General features: G+C 40.5%; 14 protein-coding genes. 12 read left to right on the top strand and 2 right to left on the bottom strand.

Going from position 1 to position 23,927, the window contains the following annotated elements:
• Together ACLI08_RS13285 and ACLI08_RS13280 are read left to right on the top strand one after the other, a co-directional pair.
• A partial coding sequence (locus tag ACLI08_RS13285) for a T9SS type A sorting domain-containing protein (protein WP_411428984.1) occupies positions 1-790 on the top strand: 790 nt, incomplete at its 5' end.
• A gap of 777 nt (positions 791-1,567) precedes the next feature.
• On the top strand, positions 1,568-1,915 hold the full coding sequence (locus ACLI08_RS13280; protein WP_411428983.1) for a hypothetical protein: 348 nt from the start codon (positions 1,568-1,570) through the stop codon (positions 1,913-1,915).
• Between the two features lie 665 nt (positions 1,916-2,580).
• Here the strand turns inward: ACLI08_RS13280 and ACLI08_RS13275 are convergent.
• Positions 2,581-2,721 (bottom strand): hypothetical protein, encoded by a 141-nt coding sequence (locus ACLI08_RS13275; RefSeq protein WP_411428982.1) that lies wholly within the window; start codon positions 2,719-2,721, stop codon positions 2,581-2,583.
• Between the two features lie 190 nt (positions 2,722-2,911).
• On the opposite strand from ACLI08_RS13275, the gene ACLI08_RS13270 reads away from it, so the two are divergent.
• The 4 genes from ACLI08_RS13270 to ACLI08_RS13255 all read left to right on the top strand — a co-directional run bounded on the left by ACLI08_RS13270 (position 2,912) and on the right by ACLI08_RS13255 (position 9,864).
• On the top strand, positions 2,912-4,474 hold the full coding sequence (locus ACLI08_RS13270) for a type I restriction-modification system subunit M (RefSeq protein ID WP_411428981.1): 1,563 nt from the start codon (positions 2,912-2,914) through the stop codon (positions 4,472-4,474).
• Between the two features lie 2 nt (positions 4,475-4,476).
• A complete protein-coding gene (locus ACLI08_RS13265) occupies positions 4,477-5,652 on the top strand; it encodes a restriction endonuclease subunit S (RefSeq protein ID WP_411428980.1) in 1,176 nt (391 codons plus the stop codon).
• Positions 5,653-5,738: 86 nt separating this feature from the next.
• Positions 5,739-7,031: a pentapeptide repeat-containing protein gene (locus ACLI08_RS13260; RefSeq protein WP_411428979.1), complete on the top strand. Its 1,293-nt coding sequence runs from the start codon at positions 5,739-5,741 to the stop codon at positions 7,029-7,031.
• 4 nt (positions 7,032-7,035) lie between these two features.
• A complete protein-coding gene (locus ACLI08_RS13255) occupies positions 7,036-9,864 on the top strand; it encodes a type I restriction endonuclease subunit R (protein WP_411428978.1) in 2,829 nt (942 codons plus the stop codon).
• Between the two features lie 367 nt (positions 9,865-10,231).
• Here the strand turns inward: ACLI08_RS13255 and ACLI08_RS13250 are convergent, their stop codons facing one another.
• Positions 10,232-11,422 (bottom strand): T9SS type A sorting domain-containing protein, encoded by a 1,191-nt coding sequence (locus tag ACLI08_RS13250; RefSeq protein ID WP_411428977.1) that lies wholly within the window; start codon positions 11,420-11,422, stop codon positions 10,232-10,234.
• 400 nt (positions 11,423-11,822) lie between these two features.
• On the opposite strand from ACLI08_RS13250, the gene ACLI08_RS13245 reads away from it, so the two are divergent.
• The 6 genes from ACLI08_RS13245 to ACLI08_RS13220 all read left to right on the top strand — a co-directional run bounded on the left by ACLI08_RS13245 (position 11,823) and on the right by ACLI08_RS13220 (position 23,921).
• A complete protein-coding gene (locus tag ACLI08_RS13245) occupies positions 11,823-14,549 on the top strand; it encodes a substrate-binding domain-containing protein (RefSeq protein WP_411428976.1) in 2,727 nt (908 codons plus the stop codon).
• A 237-nt stretch (positions 14,550-14,786) separates the two neighbouring features.
• Positions 14,787-16,154: a sugar porter family MFS transporter gene (locus ACLI08_RS13240; protein ID WP_411428975.1), complete on the top strand. Its 1,368-nt coding sequence runs from the start codon at positions 14,787-14,789 to the stop codon at positions 16,152-16,154.
• On the top strand, positions 16,117-17,685 hold the full coding sequence (locus ACLI08_RS13235) for a glycoside hydrolase family 32 protein (RefSeq protein ID WP_411428974.1): 1,569 nt from the start codon (positions 16,117-16,119) through the stop codon (positions 17,683-17,685). The genes ACLI08_RS13240 and ACLI08_RS13235 overlap by 38 nt, the downstream gene beginning before the upstream one ends.
• Positions 17,686-17,710: 25 nt before the next feature.
• Positions 17,711-20,809 (top strand): SusC/RagA family TonB-linked outer membrane protein, encoded by a 3,099-nt coding sequence (locus tag ACLI08_RS13230; RefSeq protein ID WP_411428973.1) that lies wholly within the window; start codon positions 17,711-17,713, stop codon positions 20,807-20,809.
• An 11-nt stretch (positions 20,810-20,820) separates the two neighbouring features.
• Entirely contained in the window at positions 20,821-22,515 is a 1,695-nt protein-coding gene (locus tag ACLI08_RS13225) for a RagB/SusD family nutrient uptake outer membrane protein (RefSeq protein ID WP_411428972.1), read from the top strand.
• A gap of 17 nt (positions 22,516-22,532) precedes the next feature.
• On the top strand, positions 22,533-23,921 hold the full coding sequence (locus tag ACLI08_RS13220; RefSeq protein ID WP_411428971.1) for a DUF4960 domain-containing protein: 1,389 nt from the start codon (positions 22,533-22,535) through the stop codon (positions 23,919-23,921).
• Positions 23,922-23,927: the final 6 nt, after the last annotated feature.

Here is a 23,927-nt window from a genome sequence, read left to right as displayed (position 1 = left end):
ATTTACACTGCCTGCTACGTCTACAAACGGCATTACAGGAACATGGAGTCCGGCTGTAAATAATACTGCCACTACCACATATACATTTACACCAAATGAGGGTCAGTGTGCTACAACTACAACCATGACAGTTACAGTAGGCAACAATATAGTGCCAACATTTACGCAAATTGCACCAATATGTAGCGGAACTTCATTTACACTGCCTGTTACGTCTACAAACGGCATTACAGGAACTTGGAGTCCGGCTGTAAATAGTACTGCCACTACCACCTATACATTTACACCAAATGCGGGTCAGTGTGCCACTGCAGCTAATATGACGGTTGAAGTTACCTCAATAGATACTGCCGTAACTGTATTTTCTAATACTATAACAGCCACTACATCGTCATTAGGCGCCACATACCAATGGATTGATTGTGCTAATAATCAACCAATAGCCGGCGAAACGGATTTCTTTTACGTTGCTATGGAAAATGGTTCTTATTCCGTGATAATTACGGAAAATGGATGCTCGGCAACATCTGAATGTACAGTAATAAGCGGTTTGGGTATAAAACCCGTTGTAAAGAGTAATTGGAAATTATATCCTAATCCTACTTCTGATGTATTATTTATAGATACTAACGAAACTTTGGATATTGTTATTACAGATATGACGGGCAAGACGATAATACACCAAAGACTTAAATTAGGTGAAAACAGTATTAAAGTAAGCAATTTGAGTTCTGGAGTTTATATTGTAAACTCTGATTCAGGAATGCATGCTAAATTCATTAAAAAATAATTACTTCACATACGGCTATCCGAAAAGGATAGCCGTATTTTTTTTGAGTTATTATTCTATTAGATTCAAGTTGATAGTTTTGTTTACAGAAGAAACAAAACAAAGGATGTCTAAATTTGTTTTGCAGACGGTATTGTTACACGCATTTTGTTTCAGTATTTGCAGTATAAACTCTCTATTTTCATACTGTAGTAAAATTTTGATATATAAAATAAGGAAACATTCGGGTTGCTTTGTTAGTTTTGAAACAATAAAACTTAATCCAAAACAAGTAAAAATTAATCCCGCCTACGTATTAGAAGATTATTAATACAGCCATTCAAATCGTAGTAAGGGAGATAAAAGTCCTTTATAGAAATTAGTTGAACAGGGCAGCTTAGTAACTCATGAAATGGAAGTTCTTTTTAAATCAGGTACAAAATTTGTAGTTGAGAACGTTGGCAGAGTAAAGCATCCTGTTAAAAGAGGTGAAACAATCCTTGAAATAATTTTAAGGGAGAAATAATGGATAGCAACAATCAATTAAAGGTATTAACAGAGCGAAATGAATTCTTGAAACCTATTGCCTTCAAAGTATTTAAGACAGATAAAGAACTTGACCTTTACTAAAAAAAGAATAAAAAACTATTTGATGAATATTATGATAATCAGGAGAAGATAGATGCGATAAAGTGGGATTTGATGACTCCAAAACAGCAGGAAGAACATGAGGCGAAAATTAAACTTTTTAAGTTAAAACGTGAACGTAATCTCTGAATCTGGTGTATTTTGGCTCCAATGAAAAAAATTGAATTTTATACTCATCCGATAGTTGGTAAAGAAAATAGACCTACAAGCGACAAATACATAATGTTATCGTACTTCTTATCTGATCTCAGTGATATTAAAACAATTGAAGACACGGTTTCTGAAATTAAACTAGTGCAGAATAACCAAAAAACTTTCGAACAAGTTTTTTCCGATAAACATGGTACAATATCTATCGGTGTTACTGCGGGTACATTTGAGTGTGATGAGGAAAATGTATATCTAATAAGTAACAATACTGATTTAGAGCCAAGTTTAACACTTCCACTACAAGAATTTATCAATATTCTTGTAGAGTGGAAAAATTTTCTGAAGTAGTATGGTTAATATTAAATATTCGGGATTCAGCTATTTAAATCATGTAACTCCGATTTGAAATGGTTCCAAAATTGTTCAGTAAGGACCACCACTACAGGGCTTTATTTTCGAACAAAGCTAGTTAAATCACATAAAACCTGCAAGTTACAGCTTTTCAGGTTTTTTATTTTTATCCCTGCACCATCAAAATTTACAAAAATGCACAAAATTAAAGGTATATTGCCGACGCAATTTTATGCAGTAGAAAAAGTTGCTCCGAGAAGTTAAGAAAATTGCACCGGAAGACAATTTAAGACACTCAACAGAACTTTTACTTAAGTTAAACTCAATTAAACTTCAAAATTACTTTATACCAAAATATCCGTTAACTTATGAAAACATAATCCGTTTTGGCGTCCTTACAAACCTCTGAAAACAGCGTTTTGTTTGTCTGTTTTTGTGATTCTTGGTTCAAGCCTGTACGCCAGTTGTACCCCCAGGTTAAGGAAAAGCCTATAAATAGTGATTTGCTAATTTCTGCATCGGAAAGTAACCTACTTAAAACAACAAATCCAATAACAGAAATAAAACTACAAAAGGCTGCCGATAAGATTAAACTGAAATTTTAGCGAATAACAAACGGCTTACGTGTACTACACATAAGCCGTTTACTTTTTTTAACTCAACTACTTTTTCTTACCCTGATAACTTGGATGGTTCGGGTTCAGCTGGTTCGCATGGTTATCTTGCGCCTGCTGGTACGTTGCGTTAAAGCCTGATGTGCCCGAATTAGCATTGCTAATATCGGCCTGGTGGTTGTTTGGCATAATATTAAAATTTTAAATTATCACCCCTAAATTATCAAATAAAACAACTCGAAAACTACCCAGTATTACATTTACACTTTCTATCGGTTTTCTTATATTTACTCCCTGTTATTTGAACAAAATTTAATGTTTAAAACAAAAAACCAATAACCACCCACCAATATTACCCTAAAGTACAAACACAAAACACATGAGCGAAGAACAAAAACGGCTGCTGGAAACGCAGCTTTGGAACATAGCAAACGAACTACGCGGCAAAATGGATGCCGACGAATTTAGGGATTACATACTGGGCTTTATATTTTATAAGTACCTGAGTGAAAAACAACTGCTGTTTGCTAACAAGCTGCTGGAAACCGAAACCGTAAAAGACTACACCCTGGTAACCGATGCCGAAGACCTTGCCGCCATTAAGGAAGAAAGCCTGCTGCACCTGGGCTACTACCTTAAACCCGGCGAACTCTTTGATGCCATAGCCCAAAAGGGTAACGCCAATACTGAGCACGAAAGCGACTTTATACTGGAAGACCTTAAAGGCATACTAAACAGTATAGAGCAAAGCACTATGGGCACCGATAGCGAAGACGACTTTAACAAGCTCTTTGAAGACCTTGACCTCAACAGCACCAAGCTGGGGCGCAGCGTAGAAGCGCGAAACAAGCTGATAAGCAAAATACTGGGGCACCTTAGCAAAATAGACTTTGAGTTGGGCAACGCAAACAGCGATGTGCTGGGCGATGCCTACGAGTACCTTATAGCCCAGTTTGCCAGCGGAGCCGGTAAAAAGGCAGGCGAATTTTATACCCCGCAGCAGGTAAGCAAGGTGCTTGCCGGTATAGTTACGGCAGGCAAGGCACGCCTGCGCAGCGTGTACGACCCTACCTGTGGCAGCGGCTCGTTACTACTGCGTGTGGCACGCGAGGCCGATGTAGAGGAGTTTTACGGGCAGGAGCTAAACCGCACCACTTACAACCTGGCGCGCATGAACATGATACTGCACGATGTACACTTTAGCCGTTTTGACATAAGGCAGGACGATACCCTGGAAAACCCACACCATACCGAAAAACGTTTTGAGGCCATAGTGGCAAACCCGCCCTTTAGCGCTAAGTGGAAAGGCAAAGACAACCCGCTAAACGAAACCGACGAGCGTTTTAGCCAGTACGGAAAACTGGCACCCGGCAGCAAGGCCGATTTTGCCTTTGTGCAGCACATGGTATACCACCTTGCCGATAACGGTACTATGGCGTGCGTACTGCCCCACGGCGTACTGTTTAGGGGCGCGGCAGAGGGCACCATACGCGAATACCTTATAAAAAAGCTAAACTACCTGGATGCCGTTATAGGCCTGCCGGCAAATATATTTTACGGTACCGGCATACCCACCTGCATACTGGTTATAAGCAAGTGCCGCACCCAGCCCGATAACATACTGTTTATAGATGCCAGCCAGGGATACGAAAAAGTGGGCAACCAAAACCGCCTTACCGAAGACCATATAGATAAGATACTTACCACCTACCGCAACCGCGCCGTTATAGACAAATACAGCCACGTGGCTACGTTAGACGAAGTAGCCGCAAACGACTACAACCTGAACATACCGCGCTATGTAAACACCTTTGAAGAAGAAGAACAAATAGACATAGCCGCTATAGCCACCCAGCTGCACGCGCTGGAAGAAAGCATGGCAGCCACCGATGCCCAGATAGCCGCCTTTTGTAAAGAACTAAACCTACCAACACCGTTTTAACTATGGCACAGCACACTACACCAAAGTTGCGCTTCCCGGAGTTTAGCGGGGCGTGGGAGGAAAAGAAGTTAGGGGATGTGTCTAACTTTTTAGACGGAAGAAGAAGGCCAATTAAACAATCTGACAGAAATAACATAAAAGGTATTTATCCCTACTATGGCGCCTCAGGTATTATCGATTATGTAAATGACTTTATTTTTGATGAAGAAATTATTTTACTTGGAGAAGATGGCGAAAATATTTTATCTCGCAATTTGCCGCTAGCTTTTAAGGTAACTGGAAAATGCTGGATTAACAACCATGCTCATGTTATTAAACCTAACACGAAAGCAAATATTGATTTTTTAACTCAAGTATTAGAAAGGATTGATTATACAAAGTACAATACCGGAACAGCACAACCTAAGTTAAATCAAGATGTTTGTAAAAACATCTTCTTTAAACTCCCCACCCTACCGGAGCAGCAAAAGATAGCCTCGTTTTTATCGGCGGCAGATAAAAAGCTGGAGCAGCTACAGCAAAAGAAAACCCTGCTGGAGCAGTACAAAAAAGGCATGATGCAAAAACTCTTTAGCCAGCAAATACGCTTTAAGGATGATGGGGGTAAGGATTTTCCGGAGTGGGAAGAAAAGGAATTGGGGGAGGTTGGAAAAGTAGTAAACGGTCTAACTTATAGCCCTGAGAATATAAATGAAAACGGAATTTTAGTATTAAGGTCTTCAAACATTAAAGACAGAACCCTAACCTTTACTGATAATGTTTATGTATCTGTTGAAAGCGGCAAATACAACCCTATTGTAGAGAATGACATTTTAATATGCGTTAGAAATGGAAGTAAAAACCTAATTGGAAAAAATGCAATAATTAATAAAGAAAATGAAGGTTTAGCTTTCGGAGCCTTTATGACCGTGTATAGAAGCGATTTTAATAAATATATTTTTCACTATTTCGATACCGATAACTATAGAAAAGAGATTGATAAAAACTTAGGAGCAACAATTAATTCAATAAATGGAAGTGAATTAAAAAGGTTCAAAATTCCCTTCCCCTCCCTCGCAGAACAAACCAAGATAGCGGAGTTTCTTACGGCTATAGATGCCAAGATAGCTGCGGTAAGCGCGCAGGTTGCTGCCGCCAAAGGGTTTAAAAAAGGGCTGTTGCAGCAAATGTTTGTGTAGGTTTTTACCTGTAGGTAAAAACAGGTATAAATACGTATCCGTAGTTTGTTTTTGAAGTATTAAATTTATTTTTAAAGGTGATAATCATGGAAGTTACTATTTCAAACGAAAAAGATTTACTGCTTGAAATTAGCAATTACATTAGGGTTAATCGTGACCGAACTGCGACATATAAAATAACGCTCGGAGAGAATGGTAAAAAATATAGATTTAAGTACAATTTCAGTTTTCCACTAAGTCAGGAGGCGGCTAATGCATTGGAAAGTTTTAAAATTGAAGGTAAATTAAAAAAATACGAATTTGACTTTCATCGATGTATATTTGAGGAAGACGTTCAGATAAATTCACACGATAAAAAATTGAGTTTTTATGACAACTGTATTTTTGAAAAAGGCACAATACTCAATGGTTACAAGGGAGTATTAACGTTTAGCAAGTGTAAATTTAAAGGTGAGTTTAATGCAGAAAATGCAATACTAAGCGGAAAAGTAAAATTTTGGGAATCAGAATTTGAAAGCCAAGCTAATTTCAGAAATACAACATTTAATGAATTAGTCGATTTTTGGAGGGCTACCTTTCATAAACCCACAATATTCTACAAAACCGACTTTTTAAATACTGTAGTATTTTCTGCTGCTACATTCAAGGAAAATGTGCTGTTCACTTACACGCGTAATGAAAAATTAATGCTTCTAAGGGGTACGAAAGCGGAAAAGGGGTTTGATTTTTCTTTAGCAATTATGCCAGGCAAACTTGGGCTTTTTGAATTTAATTTAGAAGATTATAAAGATGTAAAATACTTTACGGATGAGGATGAATATGAGAAAGCAGTTTCTGAATTGGCTATTATACCAATAAAAAATAAAAGAGAAACATTTAGGATTTTAAAAGATATTTTAGAATCGCAAAAGAATCTATCGGAATCTTTAAAATATAAAGCCATCGAGAAGGAAATCTATAGAAATGAGCTGAAGACATTTAAGAATAATAGTAGCCTTAATTGGTGGGGTAAACTAAAAAACTGGTCAAACAATCGTTTTGAAAGATTTAATCTTTGGCTTAACAAATGGTCAAATGACCACGGCAATTCATATGGCAGGGCTTTCTTTTTTATAATAATCGTTGGTTGGATTTTCTTTTATTGCTCTTTACTGTTAACTGATAGATTCTATTTTGTAGGATTTTGCAGAATTTCTGAGTGGGATTTTTCCAAAGGCTTTAAATTATATATGGAATATCTAAATCCAATACATAAATTTGATTACATTGAAGAACCAACAAAGTCAAGCGCATGGTTTTATTTGTTTGACTTCTTAGGAAAAACCTTTGTAGGTTACGGTATTTATCAGTTTATCCAGGCTTTTAGAAAATATAAGTAAACCAATGACCAAACAACCCGAATACATTTTAGAAGAAAACTTAGTAACCCAGCTGGTAGGCTTGGGCTATAAAAAGGTAACCATAAAAGACGAAGACCAGCTTATAGCCAACCTTAAAACCCAACTGGAGCTGCATAACCATACCACCCTTAGCCCGGCAGAGTTTAAGCAGGTACTAAACCACCTGGCTAAGGGTAATATTTTTGAAAAAGCAAAAACCCTGCGCGATAAAGTTGCCTATACTAAAGACAACGGCGATACCGGCTACCTGGAGCTGGTAAACCAGGTACACTGGTGCCAAAACCAGTATCAGGTTACCCACCAGATTACTATGGAGGGTATGTACAAAAACCGTTATGATGTAACCATACTGGTAAACGGCCTGCCCCTGGTACAAATAGAACTGAAACGCCGCGGCCTGGAACTAAAGGAAGCCTTTAACCAAACCGGGCGTTATGAGGGGCACAGCTACCACACCGGCAGCGGGCTTTTTGGCTACGTACAGCTATTTGTTATCAGCAACGGGGTAAATACCAAGTACTATGCTAATGCCCCGCTAAACCAGCGCAGCTTTAAGCAAACCTTCTTTTGGGCAAACCCCGATAACAGCCTTATTACCCAGCTACAGGATTTCGCCAATGTGTTTTTAGAGCCGTGCCAGCTCAGCAAAATGATAACCAAATACATAGTGCTAAATGAGTCGGCCAAGATGCTTATGGCACTGCGCCCCTATCAGTACTATGCGGTAGAGGCTATAGTAGACCGGGTAAAAACCACTACAAAGGCGGGTTATATTTGGCATACCACGGGTTCGGGTAAAACGCTTACCTCATTTAAGGCCGCCCAAATCCTCACTAACCTGGATGAGGTGCACAAGGTAGTGTTTGTAGTAGACCGCAAAGACCTGGATTACCAAACCATAAAGGAGTTTAACTCTTTTAGCGATGGCAGCGTAGACAGCACCACAAACACCGGCGCACTGGTTAAGCAGTTTAGTAACGACACCAAGCTCATAGTTACCACCATACAAAAACTAAACACCGCCGTACTTAAAGAAAAGCACGCTACCCTTATGGGCAAGCTAAAGGATAAGCGCATAGTGTTTATTTTTGACGAGTGCCACCGCAGCCAGTTTGGCGATACCCACAAGCGTATAAAAGAGTACTTTACTAATGCGCAAATGTTTGGGTTTACCGGCACGCCTATTTTTGCAGACAATGCCGCCAAAAACGACCACGGCAAGCGCACTACTAAAGACCTTTTTGAAGACTGCCTGCACAAATACGTGATTACCGATGCTATTAAAGACCAAAACGTACTAAAATTTAGCATAGAGTATATTCGCACCTTTAGAGGCAAAGAGGGCATAGACGATATAGATATAGAAGACATAGACCGCGCCGAGGTTATGGAAGCCCCGCAAAGGCTAAACGCCGTAGCCGATTACATAATAGCCAATCATGCCCGTAAAACGCACAACAGGGCATTTACGGCTATGTTTTGCGTTCAGGATGTAAGTATGCTTACCCAATATTACGACCTGCTTAAAGCCAAAAAACAAGAGGGTAAGCACGATTTAAAAATTGCCACTATTTTCTCGTACGAGGCAAACCCCGATTTAGAGGATGCCGATGGGTTTATAGAGGAGGAAAATTTAAAATTCCTGGGCGAACCTGAGCCGCAATACTGCAAAATACACCCACGCGAAAAGCTGGAAAGCTACATAGCCGATTATAACGGTATGTTTGGCAGTAATTACACCACTAACGAGTTTTACCTGTACTATAACGACATTGCAAAACGCGTAAAACAAAAACAGGTAGATATACTGCTGGTGGTAAATATGTTTCTTACCGGGTTTGACAGCAAAACATTAAACACCATTTACGTAGATAAAAACCTGAAATACCACGGCCTTATACAGGCGTATTCGCGCACAAACCGTATTTTAAACGAAGTAAAGTCGCAGGGTAATGTAGTTTGTTTCCGTAATCTTAAAGAGGCCACAGATAAAGCTATAGAGCTATTTGCCAATAAAGATGCCGTTGAGGTTATTGTGCTTAAACCCTACGAAAACTACATAGCCGATTTTGAAAAGGCAGTAGAAAAACTACTGGAAATAGCCCCAACGGTAAACAGCGTGAACGACCTGCCCAGCGAGGCCGAAATACTGGAGTTTGTTACGGCGTTTAGGGAACTAATGCGCCTTAAAAACGTGCTGGGTACTTTTACCGAATTTACGTTTGATGATTTGCCCATTACAGAGCAGGATTTTGAAGACTACAAAGGCAAGTACCTTGACATTCGAGATGTGGTTAAGAACGATAAAGAAAAGATTTCTATACTGAACGACATAGATTTTGAACTGGAGCTTATACACCGCGACGAGATTAACGTAGTGTATATTCTTAACCTGCTGGTAAAACTTCAAGAAGCTACCAGCAAATCCGACCGCGAAAAGCAGCAGAAAACCATTGCCGATATTATGGCTGGTGATACCAGGCTACGCAGCAAAAAGGAACTTATAGAAAAATTTATACTGCAAAACCTGCCGTATATAGAAGACAGCACCACGCTTACAGACCAGTTTGAAACCTACTGGAATTTAGAAAAGCTACGTGCCATAGAGCACCTTGCCACAGACGAAAACCTCAACTTTGATAAATTACAGGTGTTGGTAGGCAAGTATTTGTTTACACAAAAACAACCGTTACGCGAAGATATTATAGAGGTAATGAACCAAAGGCCGGGTTTAAAAGACCGAGCCACCATTACCCATCGTATTTTAGATAAAATAGTAGACTTTGTAGAAACGTTTATAGAGGGTATGTAGAAGGGAATCAGAGGTACTATAATTGAATGGAGTAAATTATTTGTCCCTTAAATGTAGGCAATTAACTTCTACGGAAAGAATACCGCTAAAAACATGCATTTCGAGTCGCTTTTCTTCGCTTAAAAATGAATACTAGCCAAATGTTCGAGTATTTTTAAAAAAACATAAGCCGCGTTGACGTTCTTTAATCTGTGAAAACACTGCTTTTGTTTATGATTTTCTGTAAACAAGGATAAATATGATGTTTATGGAAAAAACCTACATTTAAATATAATTTAGATGCAATCCGGTTGATAACGTTTATATAAAAAACAAAAACCTGTGCCTCAAAGACACAGGTTTGGAAAAACTATCATGATGTGAAGCGCTAGTTTTTAATAAACTTAACGTTATAACTGCCTTTAGAAGTAGTAATTTTTACAATGTAAATACCCGGTGCAAAACCAGAAACATTAAAGGAGTTTTGCTGCTGAAAATCAGAGGCCATAACACATTTACCACTGACATCATAAAATGCTACAGCGCCAGCATTAATATTTTTGTATGATAATGTTATTATATCAGATGCCGGGTTAGGTAAAAGAGAAATACCGTCTTTCTTTACATTGGTTACACCAGCTGTTACCACCTCAAAATTATAAGTCAGTGTGTTAAGGTTAAACGAAATATTATATGTTCCTGCTGTACAAGGTATATCTACCCCATTTTGGTTAAATATTGCTGTGCCTGATGGCCATGCTGTACCGCCCCAATTGTTAGGCCATTGATCATCTAGCCTAAATTTAAGTCCCCCATCAGTTAAAACGGTATTGTTTAAAGTGTAAATTATTCCATCTGTGGTTTCCATGTCTATATCCGGCCCATCCCACCCCACAGTTGTGGCACTTCCTAATACCCCCACTGATGGGAAAATCTGGACAAAGCTGTACTCTAAAGTAGTGCGGTTAAAGGTAACATTATAAATTCCCTGTACAGCCTGTACATCTACCCCATCCTGATTAAAAATACCTGTTCCCGAAGGCCATGTATCTCCGCCCCAGTTATTCGGCCAGTCGTTATCCTGCCTGAATTTTAATCCTCCATTATTAAGGGACAGATTGTTAATGGTATATACCACGCCATCAGACGTATTAAATAAAATATCTCCATTAACACTTCCCCAGTCTACAGCTGTAGCAGCGCCGCGAATACCAATCACAGGAAACTTATAGGTAAAGCTGTAGGCTTTGGTCTCCAGATTAAATGTAATATCATACACCCCTACCTGCACAGGTACGTCCATACCTCCCTGATCCTGTACGCCGATACCGGAAGGCCACTCGGTACTTCCCCAGTTTAGCGGCCAGCTATTATCCTGCCTAAACTTTAAGCCACCACCGTACAGCGGCATATTATTTAATGTGTAATGTACACCATCTGTGGTTTCCATAGCTATATCAGGCTGGTTACCACTCCATCCTAAACTCGTTGCAGCACCTAGTATACCTACTGAAGGATGTTGTGCCTTAGCAAACGAAACGCACATCAGTGCGAAAAACAAAAGTAATTTTCCTTTCATATTTTACAGTTATTGGTTAAAAATCAAGGCAATTTATATCCCGAATCAGGTTTAAACAGTCTGATTTTTGAACAAAAGTTTAATTGATTGAGATAAAAAAGAGACTTAAAACATAAACAACTGTAAATCACCAAAAAAACTAACATTTTAAAATTAACGAAAACGAAATAGATTTAATTATGTATCATGCAGGTATGATAATGATACAACAAAATCAAACGTTAGAGCAACTTTAAACAGAACATATTATTTAAAAATCGGTATCAAATTCATAATTATTAAATTCGAAAAAAAATACTCGTATTTTTGTTTACTCACTTCCACAAAAACCGCAAAGCTTCTTTATCCTTTACAATTTATGTTTTACCACTCATTAAACCACAAAGCTTTATATAAAATAATGTCTGTACTGTTATTTGCCGTATTGATAGCAAGTACGGTAAGCTGCACGCAAACTGACGGGAAGAAGAAAATTCTCATAGGGTTTTCGCAGGCCATGACTACCGATGAATGGCGGAGGCAAATGAACCAGTCGATGATTGTGGAGGCGTCGTTGCACCCGGAAATGCAACTTGTAATAGAAGATGCCCATAACAATGTGAATGAACAAATAAAGGACATAGAGCAGTTGATTACTAAGGGCGTAGATGTTATACTTGTATCGCCAATAGAAGCAAAACCACTAGATGCAATTATAAAAAAAGCACTGGACAAGGGTATACCTGTTATAGCAGTAGACCGTAAAACCGATAACGAAGATTTTACCGCCTTTATAGGAGCAGACAATATAGAAGTGGGGCGTAATGCAGCAAAATACATACTAGCAAATACTACAAAAAAGGTAAATGTAATTGAAATAACCGGAGCCAATGCCTCCTCTCCGGCATACGAACGCAGTCTGGGCTTTAAGCAGTTATCAGACCAAAATGCGCGAATCAATATAACTGACAGGATAAGGGGGAACTGGGAACTACCATCGGCAAAAAGCCAGTTAAAGCAACTTCTTTTAATAAACAAAAACGTAGATTATGTTTTCGCGCATAATGACCGTATGGCGCTTGGTGCTTACGAGGCCGCTAAAGAACTCGGATTGGAAAAGAGCATAAAAATTATAGGTGTAGACGCCCTTAATACACCTAATGGCGGTATACAACTGGTTAAAGACGGTATATTAGTTGCAACAATATTGTATCCTAATGGTGGTAACGAAGCTGTAAAGCTAGCCATGACGGTGTACAAAAGAGAACCTTTTGCCAAAAACAATATTCTGAATACCATTGTGGTCGATCAAAATAACGCTGAAATTATTGAAAACCAAATGGATAAGGTAGACCAGCAGCAAAAAACTATTGAAGGACAACTTAATGCCATAAAGGTTCAGGAAGAAGAATTTAGCTCGCAAAAACATTTGGTTCGCTTACTGAGTTTTTTCCTCGTTACTATACTAGGCCTTGCGGTGTACAGTATTTACAGCACGGTATCGCTAAAGAAGAAGAAACGGCAACTGGAAGCGTTTAATAACACCGTGACCAGGCAAAATACAGAACTGGAAACCATGGCCGAGCAAGCAAGGAGGAACAATGAAGCTAAGTTTAGTTTTTTTACGGGGCTAAGCCATGAGTTTAAAACACCGCTAACTTTAATTATAAGTTATGCCGAATCGCTTATTGAAAATGACAAGATAAAAGGCACACGTTTAATGGAAGAAATGAAACTTATATATGCCAATTCTAACCGTTTACTACGCCTTATAAACCAATTGCTTGATTTCAGGAAAATAGAAGAGCGTAAGTTTACCCTGCTTGCCTCACGCACCAATATTTATGATTTTACACTGGCGTTAATGACTAATTTTAAAGCAGAGGCTGCCCGGCGTAATATAGATTTTACGATAATATGCGACAACCGCGGCACTGACGTTTTTATAGACAGGGGGCTTATGGATAAGGTGTACTTTAACCTGTTATCTAACGCGTTTAAGTTTACACCAGATAACGGAAAGATTAGTATTTTAATTAAAGAGACCACCTCTCATGTAAAGATTACCTTCCGTGATTCGGGTATAGGAATACCTGAAGCCGAACTTTCTCAGGTCTTCAATCCGTTCTTTAAAGCATCTAACAATACTAAAAACAGTTCCGGAATAGGGTTAAACCTTGCGCGTGAATTTGTGTTGCTTCATAAGGGCGAACTTGAAGTAAAATCCATGCATGGCACCGCGTTTATTTTGTCTTTACAAAAAGGTACCGGTCATTTATCTGTTTCTGAAATAAACAGGCATGAAGAAGAGCTTAAAAACAGTGCACTGCAACTTCAGGACTTCCTGTTGTCTGAGCAGGAAATCGTTACCGTTCCTGCAAAAAACGGCACAGACGAAAAATACAGCCTTCTGATTATAGAAGACCATCCTGATCTCGTGAACTTCCTGGGCAGTAAACTGGGGAGTGACTACCAGGTAACCACCAGCGACGGATCTGACGCAGTAACGCTTGCATTGCAAAACATTCCCGATATCATTATATGCGATATAAACCTTCAGGGTACAGATGGCTTTGAAATAAGCAGGGTTCTTAAAAAAGACCTGCGTACTTCACACATCCCTATTTTAATGCTAACAGCATTGAGCAATAAAGAGTCTATGATAAAAGGGCTACAGTCTGGCGTAGACAGTTACTTAACCAAACCATTCAGCTTATCGGTGCTGCAACGCAGCCTAGAGAACCTGTTGTTTAACCGCGAAAAACTCAGATACTACTATATCAATAATATTTACAAGGTAGACGCAGATACGCGTTTTGGAAATTTAGAGCAGGACTTTATTTCAAAAATGAATGCCTTTATTTCAGACAATATAGATGACCCTAAATTTTCCGTTGAAGAACTTGCCGAAAAAATGCTCGTTTCCCGCGTTCAGCTGTACCGCAAAGTAAAGGCAATACTTGGCATTAACATAAGCGACCATATTAGTAACATAAAATTGGAACGTGCATCAGAGATGCTAAAAAGCGGAAATATTAACGTTAGCGAAGTAGCGTATGCCTTAGGATATTCGTCACCAAATTATTTTTCAACAGCGTTTAAAAATAAATATGGTATATCTCCTAAAGATTTTAAAACTAACGGATAATATCAGGTACTATATCGAAGTATAAATAAGTAACATTTTTATACTATATGTAACATCAGTATAACTACAACGATTTAGATGAAAATGTTTTCGTAAGCATAACGTTTTGATTTTCATAAAAATAAACCATAAGCCTGTCTTAATATCGTTAAACGTTACATCATTGTAACATCAGCGCAGAAGCTCAATTGTGTTTAAAGCTACTTTAGCCATCAGATTAACTAAATTTTTCAACCAATGAACAAAATTATTATCTGGTCGGTTATTGCAGCCCTTGCCGGTTTCCTATTCGGGTTTGACACAGTGGTAATATCCGGCGCTGACCAACAACTTCAAAAGCTTTGGCACTCTTCAGACGCGTTTCACGGTACTGTAGTTATGGGTATGGCCTTGTGGGGTACCGTAGTAGGCGCCATTTTTGGAGGTATACCTACAAACGCAATAGGACGCAAAAATACGCTTTTGTGGATAGGGGTACTTTACTTTATATCCGCCATAGGCTCAGCCATGGCAAACGAGCCTTATATGTTTGCTGCATTTCGTTTTTTGGGTGGTCTGGGCGTAGGCGCTTCTACCATAGCAGCACCGGCCTATGTATCTGAAATTGCCCCTGCAGAAAAAAGAGGGCGTCTTGTAGCCTTGTATCAGTTTAATATTGTATTGGGTATCTTAATAGCATTTGTTTCAAACTATTTTTTAAAGGATATAGGCCAAAACGCGTGGCGCTGGATGCTGGGTATACAAGCTGTCCCGGCAGCTATTTATACCTTGTTAATGCTAACTGTGCCAAAGAGCCCGCGCTGGCTGCTTTCAAAATTACGATACGACGAAGCACGCAAAGTACTCACCCTAATAGACCCAAAGGCAAATATACAAACCCTGATGCTGGAGCAAAACCAGGAGCAAGATGCTGCTCACGAAACCCTGTTTTCGAAAAAATACCGATTTCCTGTGCTACTGGCTTTTTTGATAGCTTTTTTTAACCAATTTTCGGGTATTAACGCTTTCCTGTATTACGCACCGCGCATTTTTCAGGAAGCCGGTCTGGGAGCCAACACTGCCCTATTAAGCAGTATTGGTATTGGTATTATCAACCTGATATTTACCCTTATCGGCGTAGCCCTTATAGATAAGTTTGGCCGCAGGTTACTAATGTACATCGGTTCTGTAGGGTATATTATATCATTAGGCTTAGTTTCGGCAGCATTTTATTTTGGTTGGGGCGGCATGGCAGTGCCGGGGTTCCTGTTCCTCTTTATAGCCGCCCACGCCATAGGCCAGGGTGCCGTAATATGGGTATTTATTTCCGAAATCTTCCCTAACCATATACGTGCTTCGGGCCAGGCATTTGGCAGTTCAGTACACTGGGTACTGGCCGCCATTATCCCTTCTATGGTGCCAGTGCTTTTTACAGCCATAGGGCCTGCGGTAGTTTTCCTGATATTTACCATAATGATGGTTTTCCAGCTACTTTTTGTAATGTTCCTTATGCCTGAAACAAAAGGAAAATCACTTGAAGAACTCAGTGGGGAATTAACACACAATAAAAACCGACAAAGTCATAAAAATGAATACGAAAAAACTTCTACTGTACGGGCTAGCTAGTCTTTATTTTACGGGCAATGCTGTTGCCCAGGAAGCTAAAAACGAAGAAACCTTATATAGGTCAAACTATCATTTTACACCAAAAAACAACTGGATGAACGACCCAAACGGGCTGTTTTATGCCGAGGGGGTATATCACTTGTATTTTCAGTATTGGCCTTACGGAAACACATGGGGCCCTATGCACTGGGGGCATGCCACAAGTAAAGATCTTGTAAAATGGGAAGAACAACCCATAGCCCTCTACCCTGATCGTTTTGGTTACATATTCTCCGGCAGTGCCGCATACGATACGCAAAACAGTAGTCTACTTGGGCAGAACGGCAAAGCGCCTGCCGTAGCCATTTTTACCTACCACGATCCCGTAAAAGAGAAAGCCGGTAAGATAGATGTAGAATCGCAGGGGCTTGCCTATTCCATAGATAACGGGCAAACATGGACAAAATATGATGAAGGAAACCCAATAATAAAAAATCCGGGAATAAGAGACTTCCGTGATCCTAAAGTAAACCGCGACTGGATTAACAACCGCTGGATACTGGTACTCGCCGCGCAAGACAAAGCACAATTTTACGCATCTGAAAACCTTAAAGACTGGAAATACCTTTCTGATTTCGGTTTGGGCGTGGGAGCACATGGAGGCGTGTGGGAATGTCCGGATTTCTTTCCGTTAAAAGTAAAAGGTACTAATGAAATAAAATGGGTACTACTGCAAAGCCTTAATCCCGGTGGGGCGAATGGAGGTAGCGGAACTCAGTATTTTATCGGCGATTTTGACGGTAAACATTTCACGCTGGACAAAACCTTTGCCCAAACCCTGAGTACAGAAAAAGCGGCATGGCTTGATTACGGACGCGACAACTATGCGGCAGTAACCTGGGGTGGAACTCCGGACGAACAATACAAGCGATACCTCATAGGCTGGATGACAAACTGGGACTACGCTAATGTGGTACCTACACAAACCTGGCGTGGTGCAAACACAGTGGTTAGAGAACTGGAACTTGTAAAAGACAACCAGGGTTACAAGATTACTACTATACCGGTTAAAAACCTTGAAAACTATATTGTTAACACTGAAGTACAGAAAAAAATTTCGGTTAAAAAAAGTGCTGATATACTAACTAAAAATAAGATCGACTTTACTAAAGCTGACATCAGTCTAACAATGAGTCAACTAAAAAAAGGTATGTATACACTAGTACTATCTAACGAAGATGGTGATGAACTTCGCTTTGGCATAGATAACACAAAAGAAGAACTTTTTGTAGACCGTTCTAAATCAAGTAATGCCACGGGGTTCCACAAATTTACCGCATGGGGTTCTAAAGCTAAACTCGAGGGCTTGCAAAAGAAAACCAAACTAAGATTTTTACTTGACAAAACGTCTATAGAGCTGTTTTATAATGACGGGCAAAAAGTACTAACAGAAATATTTTATACTAAAAGCCCTTTTACCAGACTAAGTATAGAGAGCAACCAGAATTTTGAAATAGACAATCTTACTATCAATCAACTTGATTTTAAATAGGCTATAACCTTTAACCAAACTAAATATGAAATGTAACATTATTTTTTTCCTCTGCTTATGGTTTCCTTTGCTGGCCACAGCCCAAGGAATAGAAGTAAAAGGAACTGTGCTATCTGCCGAAGACAATATGCCTCTTCCGGGTGCGTCGGTAATCATAAGTGGTACATCGGCAGGAACAACAACAGATATCGACGGTACATTTACCCTTAAAAATGTGCCGTCAACAAGCCAGCTTACCATAAGTTTTGTCGGCTATCAACCGCAAACGATTGCAGCGGCTCCACAAATCAATATTACTCTGAAGCAAGACCAAACCGAACTGGAAACGATAGTGGTTACCGGCTATTCCAGCCAAAAAAAGGCAGACATAACCGGCGCAGTAGCAGTGGTAGATATGGCAGAAGCCAATAAGCAAAAACAACCTAATGTAGTACAATCATTACAAGGTCGCGTTCCCGGTGTACGCGTAAGTACAGACGGGTCTCCCAGCGGGGGTAATACCGGTATTGTAATTCGGGGTGTAGGTACGCTTAATAACACCGCTCCCCTACTGGTAATAGATGGTGTGCCTACAAAATCAGGCATGCACGAACTTAACCCAAATGATATTGAAACCATACAGGTACTTAAAGATGCTGCCTCGGCAAGTATTTACGGGTCACGGGCCAGCAACGGTGTAATAATCATAACCACTAAAAAAGGTAAAAATGGCCGTATGCGTATCAATTTTGATCAGTACACATCGATTTCATCTTATGCTAACAGGACTAAGGTTTTAAATGCAGAACAATTCGGGCAGGCATTGTGGCAGGCCAACGTTAATGATGGCATAGACCCAAACAACAATAACCTAAGCTATAGATTTGACTGGAGCGTAGCAAACGGCCGCCCCACACTTAATAAAGTGTTAGTTCCTGAATACCTGGATGCTGCACAAACCATAAAATCATCAAATACAGACTGGTACGACGCTATATCCCGCACGGGAATTGCCCAAAGTTATGACTTGTCTGTATCTAACGGATCAGAAAAAGGAAACTACGTGTTCTCATTAAATTACTATAACAATGAGGGGATCGTAAAAACTACCGAGTTTACACGTATTTCTGCCCGTATGAACAGTTCATACAAATACTTTAACGACAGGCTTACCATAGGGGAAAACTTTAGTATGAACCGTACCCGCGAGGTAACAGACCCCGGTGTATTAGACCCTGCCCTGAGGGCCTTACCTATTATACCCGTACACACGGTAGACGGTGCCGGCTGGGGTGGCCCCGTAGGGGGAATGAATGACCGCCAAAACCCGGTGCGTCTTTTAGAATACAATAAAGACAATCCATACAAATACATCCGTTTATTTGGCAATGCCTTTGCTGATCTTGAGGTAATTAAAAACCTACATGTAAAATCCAGCTTCGGAATTGATTACGGGTATTACAATAAACGTACCCTACAGCGCAGTTACAAATCAGGATATTTACAAAACAACCAAACATCGGTAACAATAGACCAAAGCGTAAGCGACAAATGGACGTGGAGTAATACAGCCACCTACAATTTTGACTTGGGCAAAAATCACTTTAACATCCTTGCCGGTAACGAAATGTACAGCGATACCTTTGACAATACAACGCTTCGGAAAAATGACTTTGTTGTAGAAACTCCTGATTATATGTATCCTGATGCAGGTACGGGTGAATCGTTTACCAGTGGTACTTCTACACGTTATAAACTGTTGTCTTATTTCGGCAAACTTGATTATGATTATGCGGGGCGCTACCTGGCTTCGGCTACTGTGCGCCGTGATGGTTCATCTCGATTCGGAAAAAACAACCGTTTTGGTACCTTCCCTGCCGTATCTGCGGGATGGCGTATCAGCGAAGAAAATTTCCTTAAAAACATAGAAAATACACCGGTATCTGATCTTAAACTGCGTGCCAGCTGGGGACAAACCGGTAATCAGGAAATCAGTAATAACGCTGTATATTCCTTATTTCTTGCTAACTACGCAGGGGGCAGCCCTACATGGGCCACATCTTACGGAACTGCGTATGATATTAACGGTAACAATAACGGGCTGCTGCCATCGGGGTATATTGCTACACAAACCGGAAACGACAACCTGAAATGGGAAACCACTACACAAACTGATATAGGGCTTGATTTCGGATTCTTTAATCAAAAGCTAAGCGGATCTGTAGATTATTATATGAAGAAAACAAGCGACATACTGGTACAACCGCCTTATCTGGGTGCCATAGGCGAAGGTGGTAACCGTTGGGTAAACGGTGCCAGTATGGAAAACCGCGGCTGGGAAGCACTGCTTACTTACCGTAACCAAACCGATAGCGGATTTAAATATGAAATAACAGGCAACTTTTCTGCTAACCGAAACAAGATTACCAAGCTACCGGCTGCAGTAAGAAACAACTACGGAGGAAACGGATTAGACGACAATATTTTAGGAAGGCCAATTAACTCAATGTACGGCTACGTAGCAGACGGGCTTTTCCGAACCCAGGATGAAGTGGACAACTACGCAGACCAGCCCGGTAAAGGACTGGGGCGCATACGCTACAAAGACCTTAACGGAGACGGGATTATAGATAACAAAGACCGAACGTGGATAGGTAACCCCAACCCCGGTTTTCAATACGGTATAAATGTAGCCCTTAGCTATAAAAACTTTGATTTCACAACGTTTTGGGATGGCATAGGGAATGTAGATGTAATTAACAGCAAAAAATACCAAACTGACTTTTGGAGTGTAGACGACGTAGGGTCTAATAAAGGTACACGACTTCTTAATGCGTGGAGTGTAGACAACCCCAACTCATCTATACCGGCTCTTACAACCGTAGATCGTAATGCCGAAAGCAGGTTTAGCACCTACTACGTAGAAAATGGCAGCTACCTTAAATTACGCGTATTGCAGCTGGGTTATACCGTACCAAAATCTATAGCCGAGAAATACAGCCTTGAAAATTGCAGGCTGTACGTAAGCGGGCAAAACCTGTTAATTATAAACAGTAAAAATTTTACCGGGGTAGACCCTGAAAGCCCTGCTTTTGGCTATCCCCTTCCTATGACGTTTACAGTAGGTATTAATGTATCTCTTTAACTAAAATCATCATGAAAAAAACTATATACATGGCCAGCCTTCTTGGCCTTATGCTTACAGCTTCCTGTACCGATTTCCTGGACAACAGCCCACGTGGCGTGCTGGATGAAGAACAACTGGTTACCCCACAAAATGTTGACGGGTTTGTTACCGCCGCCTACTCGGCATTAGGAAACGACCATTACGATACTCCGTTTAGCTTATGGCCTTACGGAAATGTAAGGAGTGATGACGCTTACAAGGGCGGCAGCGGTACCAATGATATACAGGATTTTCACTTCTTTGAAATATCTAATAATATCCGTCCTGATTTCGGCGAGTTAGATGCCTTGTGGTACCAGCATTACGTAGGTATTTCAAGATGCAACAAAGCCTTAAAGGCACTGGAACAACTAAACGAATCTCAATATCCACTAAAGCAGCAACGCATAGGGGAGATGAAATTTATAAGGGGCCATTTTTATTTTATGCTGAAAATACTGTACAGGAACATTCCTTACATTACAGAAGACATCCCTGCCGAACAATATTCCAGCATAAGTAATACAGACCTGAACAACGAAGAGCTATGGGAAGCTATAGCCAAAAACTTTGAAGATGCTGCAGCACTGCTACCCGAAACACAGACACAGGTGGGGCGCGCTAATAAAACGGCTGCTTACGCTTACTTAGCTAAAGTGCGCCTTTATCAGGCTTATACCCAAGACGAAAACTATAATGTAACGGGCGTTAACCAGCAGCACATGCAGCAGGTTATTGAAGCTACGGGACAGGTGCTGGGTAAAGCCAGCCTTGAACCCGATTTTGCCAATAACTTTCTTCCGGGGCAGTATGAAAACGGACCAGAAAGTATATTCTCCATCCAGTTCAGCAAGGACGATGGCACGCTTTATGGCAGGCTTAATTACGGAGATGTGCTTAGTTTACCGCAAGGCCTTGGCTGCTGTGATTTTCATAAGCCGAGCCAAAACCTTATGAATGCCTACAAAACAACAGCAAACGGGTTACCAATGTTTGATTCTTTTAATAACACAGACCTGGATTATCACGCGTTAGATAATAACAACGTAGACCCACGTTTGTACCATACCGTAGCACTACCGGGATTACCCTGGAAATACGACCCTGAGTACACGTACGTTGAGGCATGGAACAGATCGCCTTCTACATACGGATATACAGCGTCTTTAAAAGAAAACGTTCCTGTAGGGTGTAACTGTACGGTAAACATAGACCCTTTTTACGGCAATGCTAAAAACCGCATACAGATACGCTATGCCGATGTATTACTTATGAGGGCAGAAGCACTTATAGAGACGGGGCAGCAAGACCAGGCGCTACCACTCATAAACCAGGTACGTAACCGTGCTGCAAACAGTACCGGCTTAATATCAGGCTACGCTACAAATACGAATATTAGCCCCTATATTAACGGCCAAAACTGTACCTGGACTCAAGATTTTGCAAGGCAGGCACTACGTTGGGAGCGCAGGCTGGAATTTGCTATGGAGGGCAGCCGCTTCTTTGATTTGGTGCGTTGGGGTATTGCTGATGAGGTAATGAATACCTATTATGCCGGCGAAAAATCAAAACGCGCGTACTATAACGATGCCTATTTTGACCGTAACAAGGAAGAATATTGCCCTATACCACTGGCGCAGATTAATTTTAGCCAGGGGGTATACCACCAAAATCCGGGTTACTAACCACAAAAGAAAACATTATGAAAAAAATATATAAATTAGGATTCATAGCCGCATTGTTGCTACTCTTTGTCACACTTTTCTCATGTGAGGATGGATTTGACAACACGGGGTTTGAAACCAATGTGCCGGTAAGCGTAACTTCATTTAGTATAGCCGGCACTGAAGGGAATATTAACCAAAGTACCGGTGCTATAAGCGTAATATTACCTTACGGAAGTAGCCTTACTAACCAAACTGCTGACGTAGGATTACCTTCGGGTGCTAGTATAAATATAGACTTTAGCCAGCCTTTAGATTTTTCACAACCGGTAAATTTCAGGGTGGTAAATGGTAACCTGTATAAAAATTATAAGGTCACCGTATCAGTAGCCTCCCCCATTATTAGTTTTAAAATTAATGATGTTGCGGCTACTATAAACAATACCTCACGCACTATATTGCTTACGTTACCTCCGGGTACGGACCTGACAGCACTGCAACCCGTTATAGAACTCAGTGAAGGTGTAAGTATTTCACCGGCCTCAGGGAGTACCATAGATTTTACAAATCCTGTGGCGTTTACCGTAAGTACTGCAAATACATCTGTTATCTATACGGCTAGCGTAACGGTACCTGTTGAAGGGCTAAAAGTAGCTTTTCTAGGAACTGCCGCAACACGTGAGGCCATAACAAACATGGACGAAAAAACTGCCTGCGACTGGCTTTTTGCTACTTATCCGGGAGCGCAGTATCTTTCATTTGCACAAATTAACTCGGGCACCAGCCTTACAGATATAGATGTTATCTGGTGGCACTACGACAGCGCTCAGAATCTCCCATCAATAGCACTAAACCCTACTGTAACAGCAGCGTTGCGTACTTATAGGGCTAATGGAGGCAATCTGTTCCTTACTACTTTTGCCACCCAATATGTAGATGCATTAGGCATAGTGCCTTCAGGCAAAGGACCGAATAATGTTTTTGGCGATTTTCCACCTAATGGCGGAATAGATACGGCAAACTCGTGGGGGATTACCTTTGCGGGCCACGAAAGCCACCCTATTTTTCAAAATCTTGAAACGTATGACGGTAATAAAGCAAACCTTTTACAAAACGGCACCTTCAGGCTTAACCATACCGCTTGGTGGTTTTTACCGGAATGGGGAGGTTATGGCGATGGTGCCGGATGGCGCTCCCAAACGGGTGGTGTTAACCTAGCTAGCGAAGCATGGGATACAGGCCTTAACGGCCGTGTAGGTATAGCAGAATGGGGCGATACAGATAAAAATGTGGTAATTATTGCTTTTGGAGCATACGACTGGTATAATGAAGCTGACAATAACGGTAACCCAAGCCAGCCAAATGCTTATATAAACAATATTAAAACCCTAACGCAAAACAGCATCAATTACCTTATAAACAACTAATACTGC

Source organism: Flavobacterium sp. RNTU_13 (genome assembly GCF_046614455.1).
Classification (GTDB): Bacteria; Bacteroidota; Bacteroidia; order Flavobacteriales; family Flavobacteriaceae; genus Flavobacterium.
This window is presented reverse-complemented; position numbering and strand designations above follow the sequence as displayed.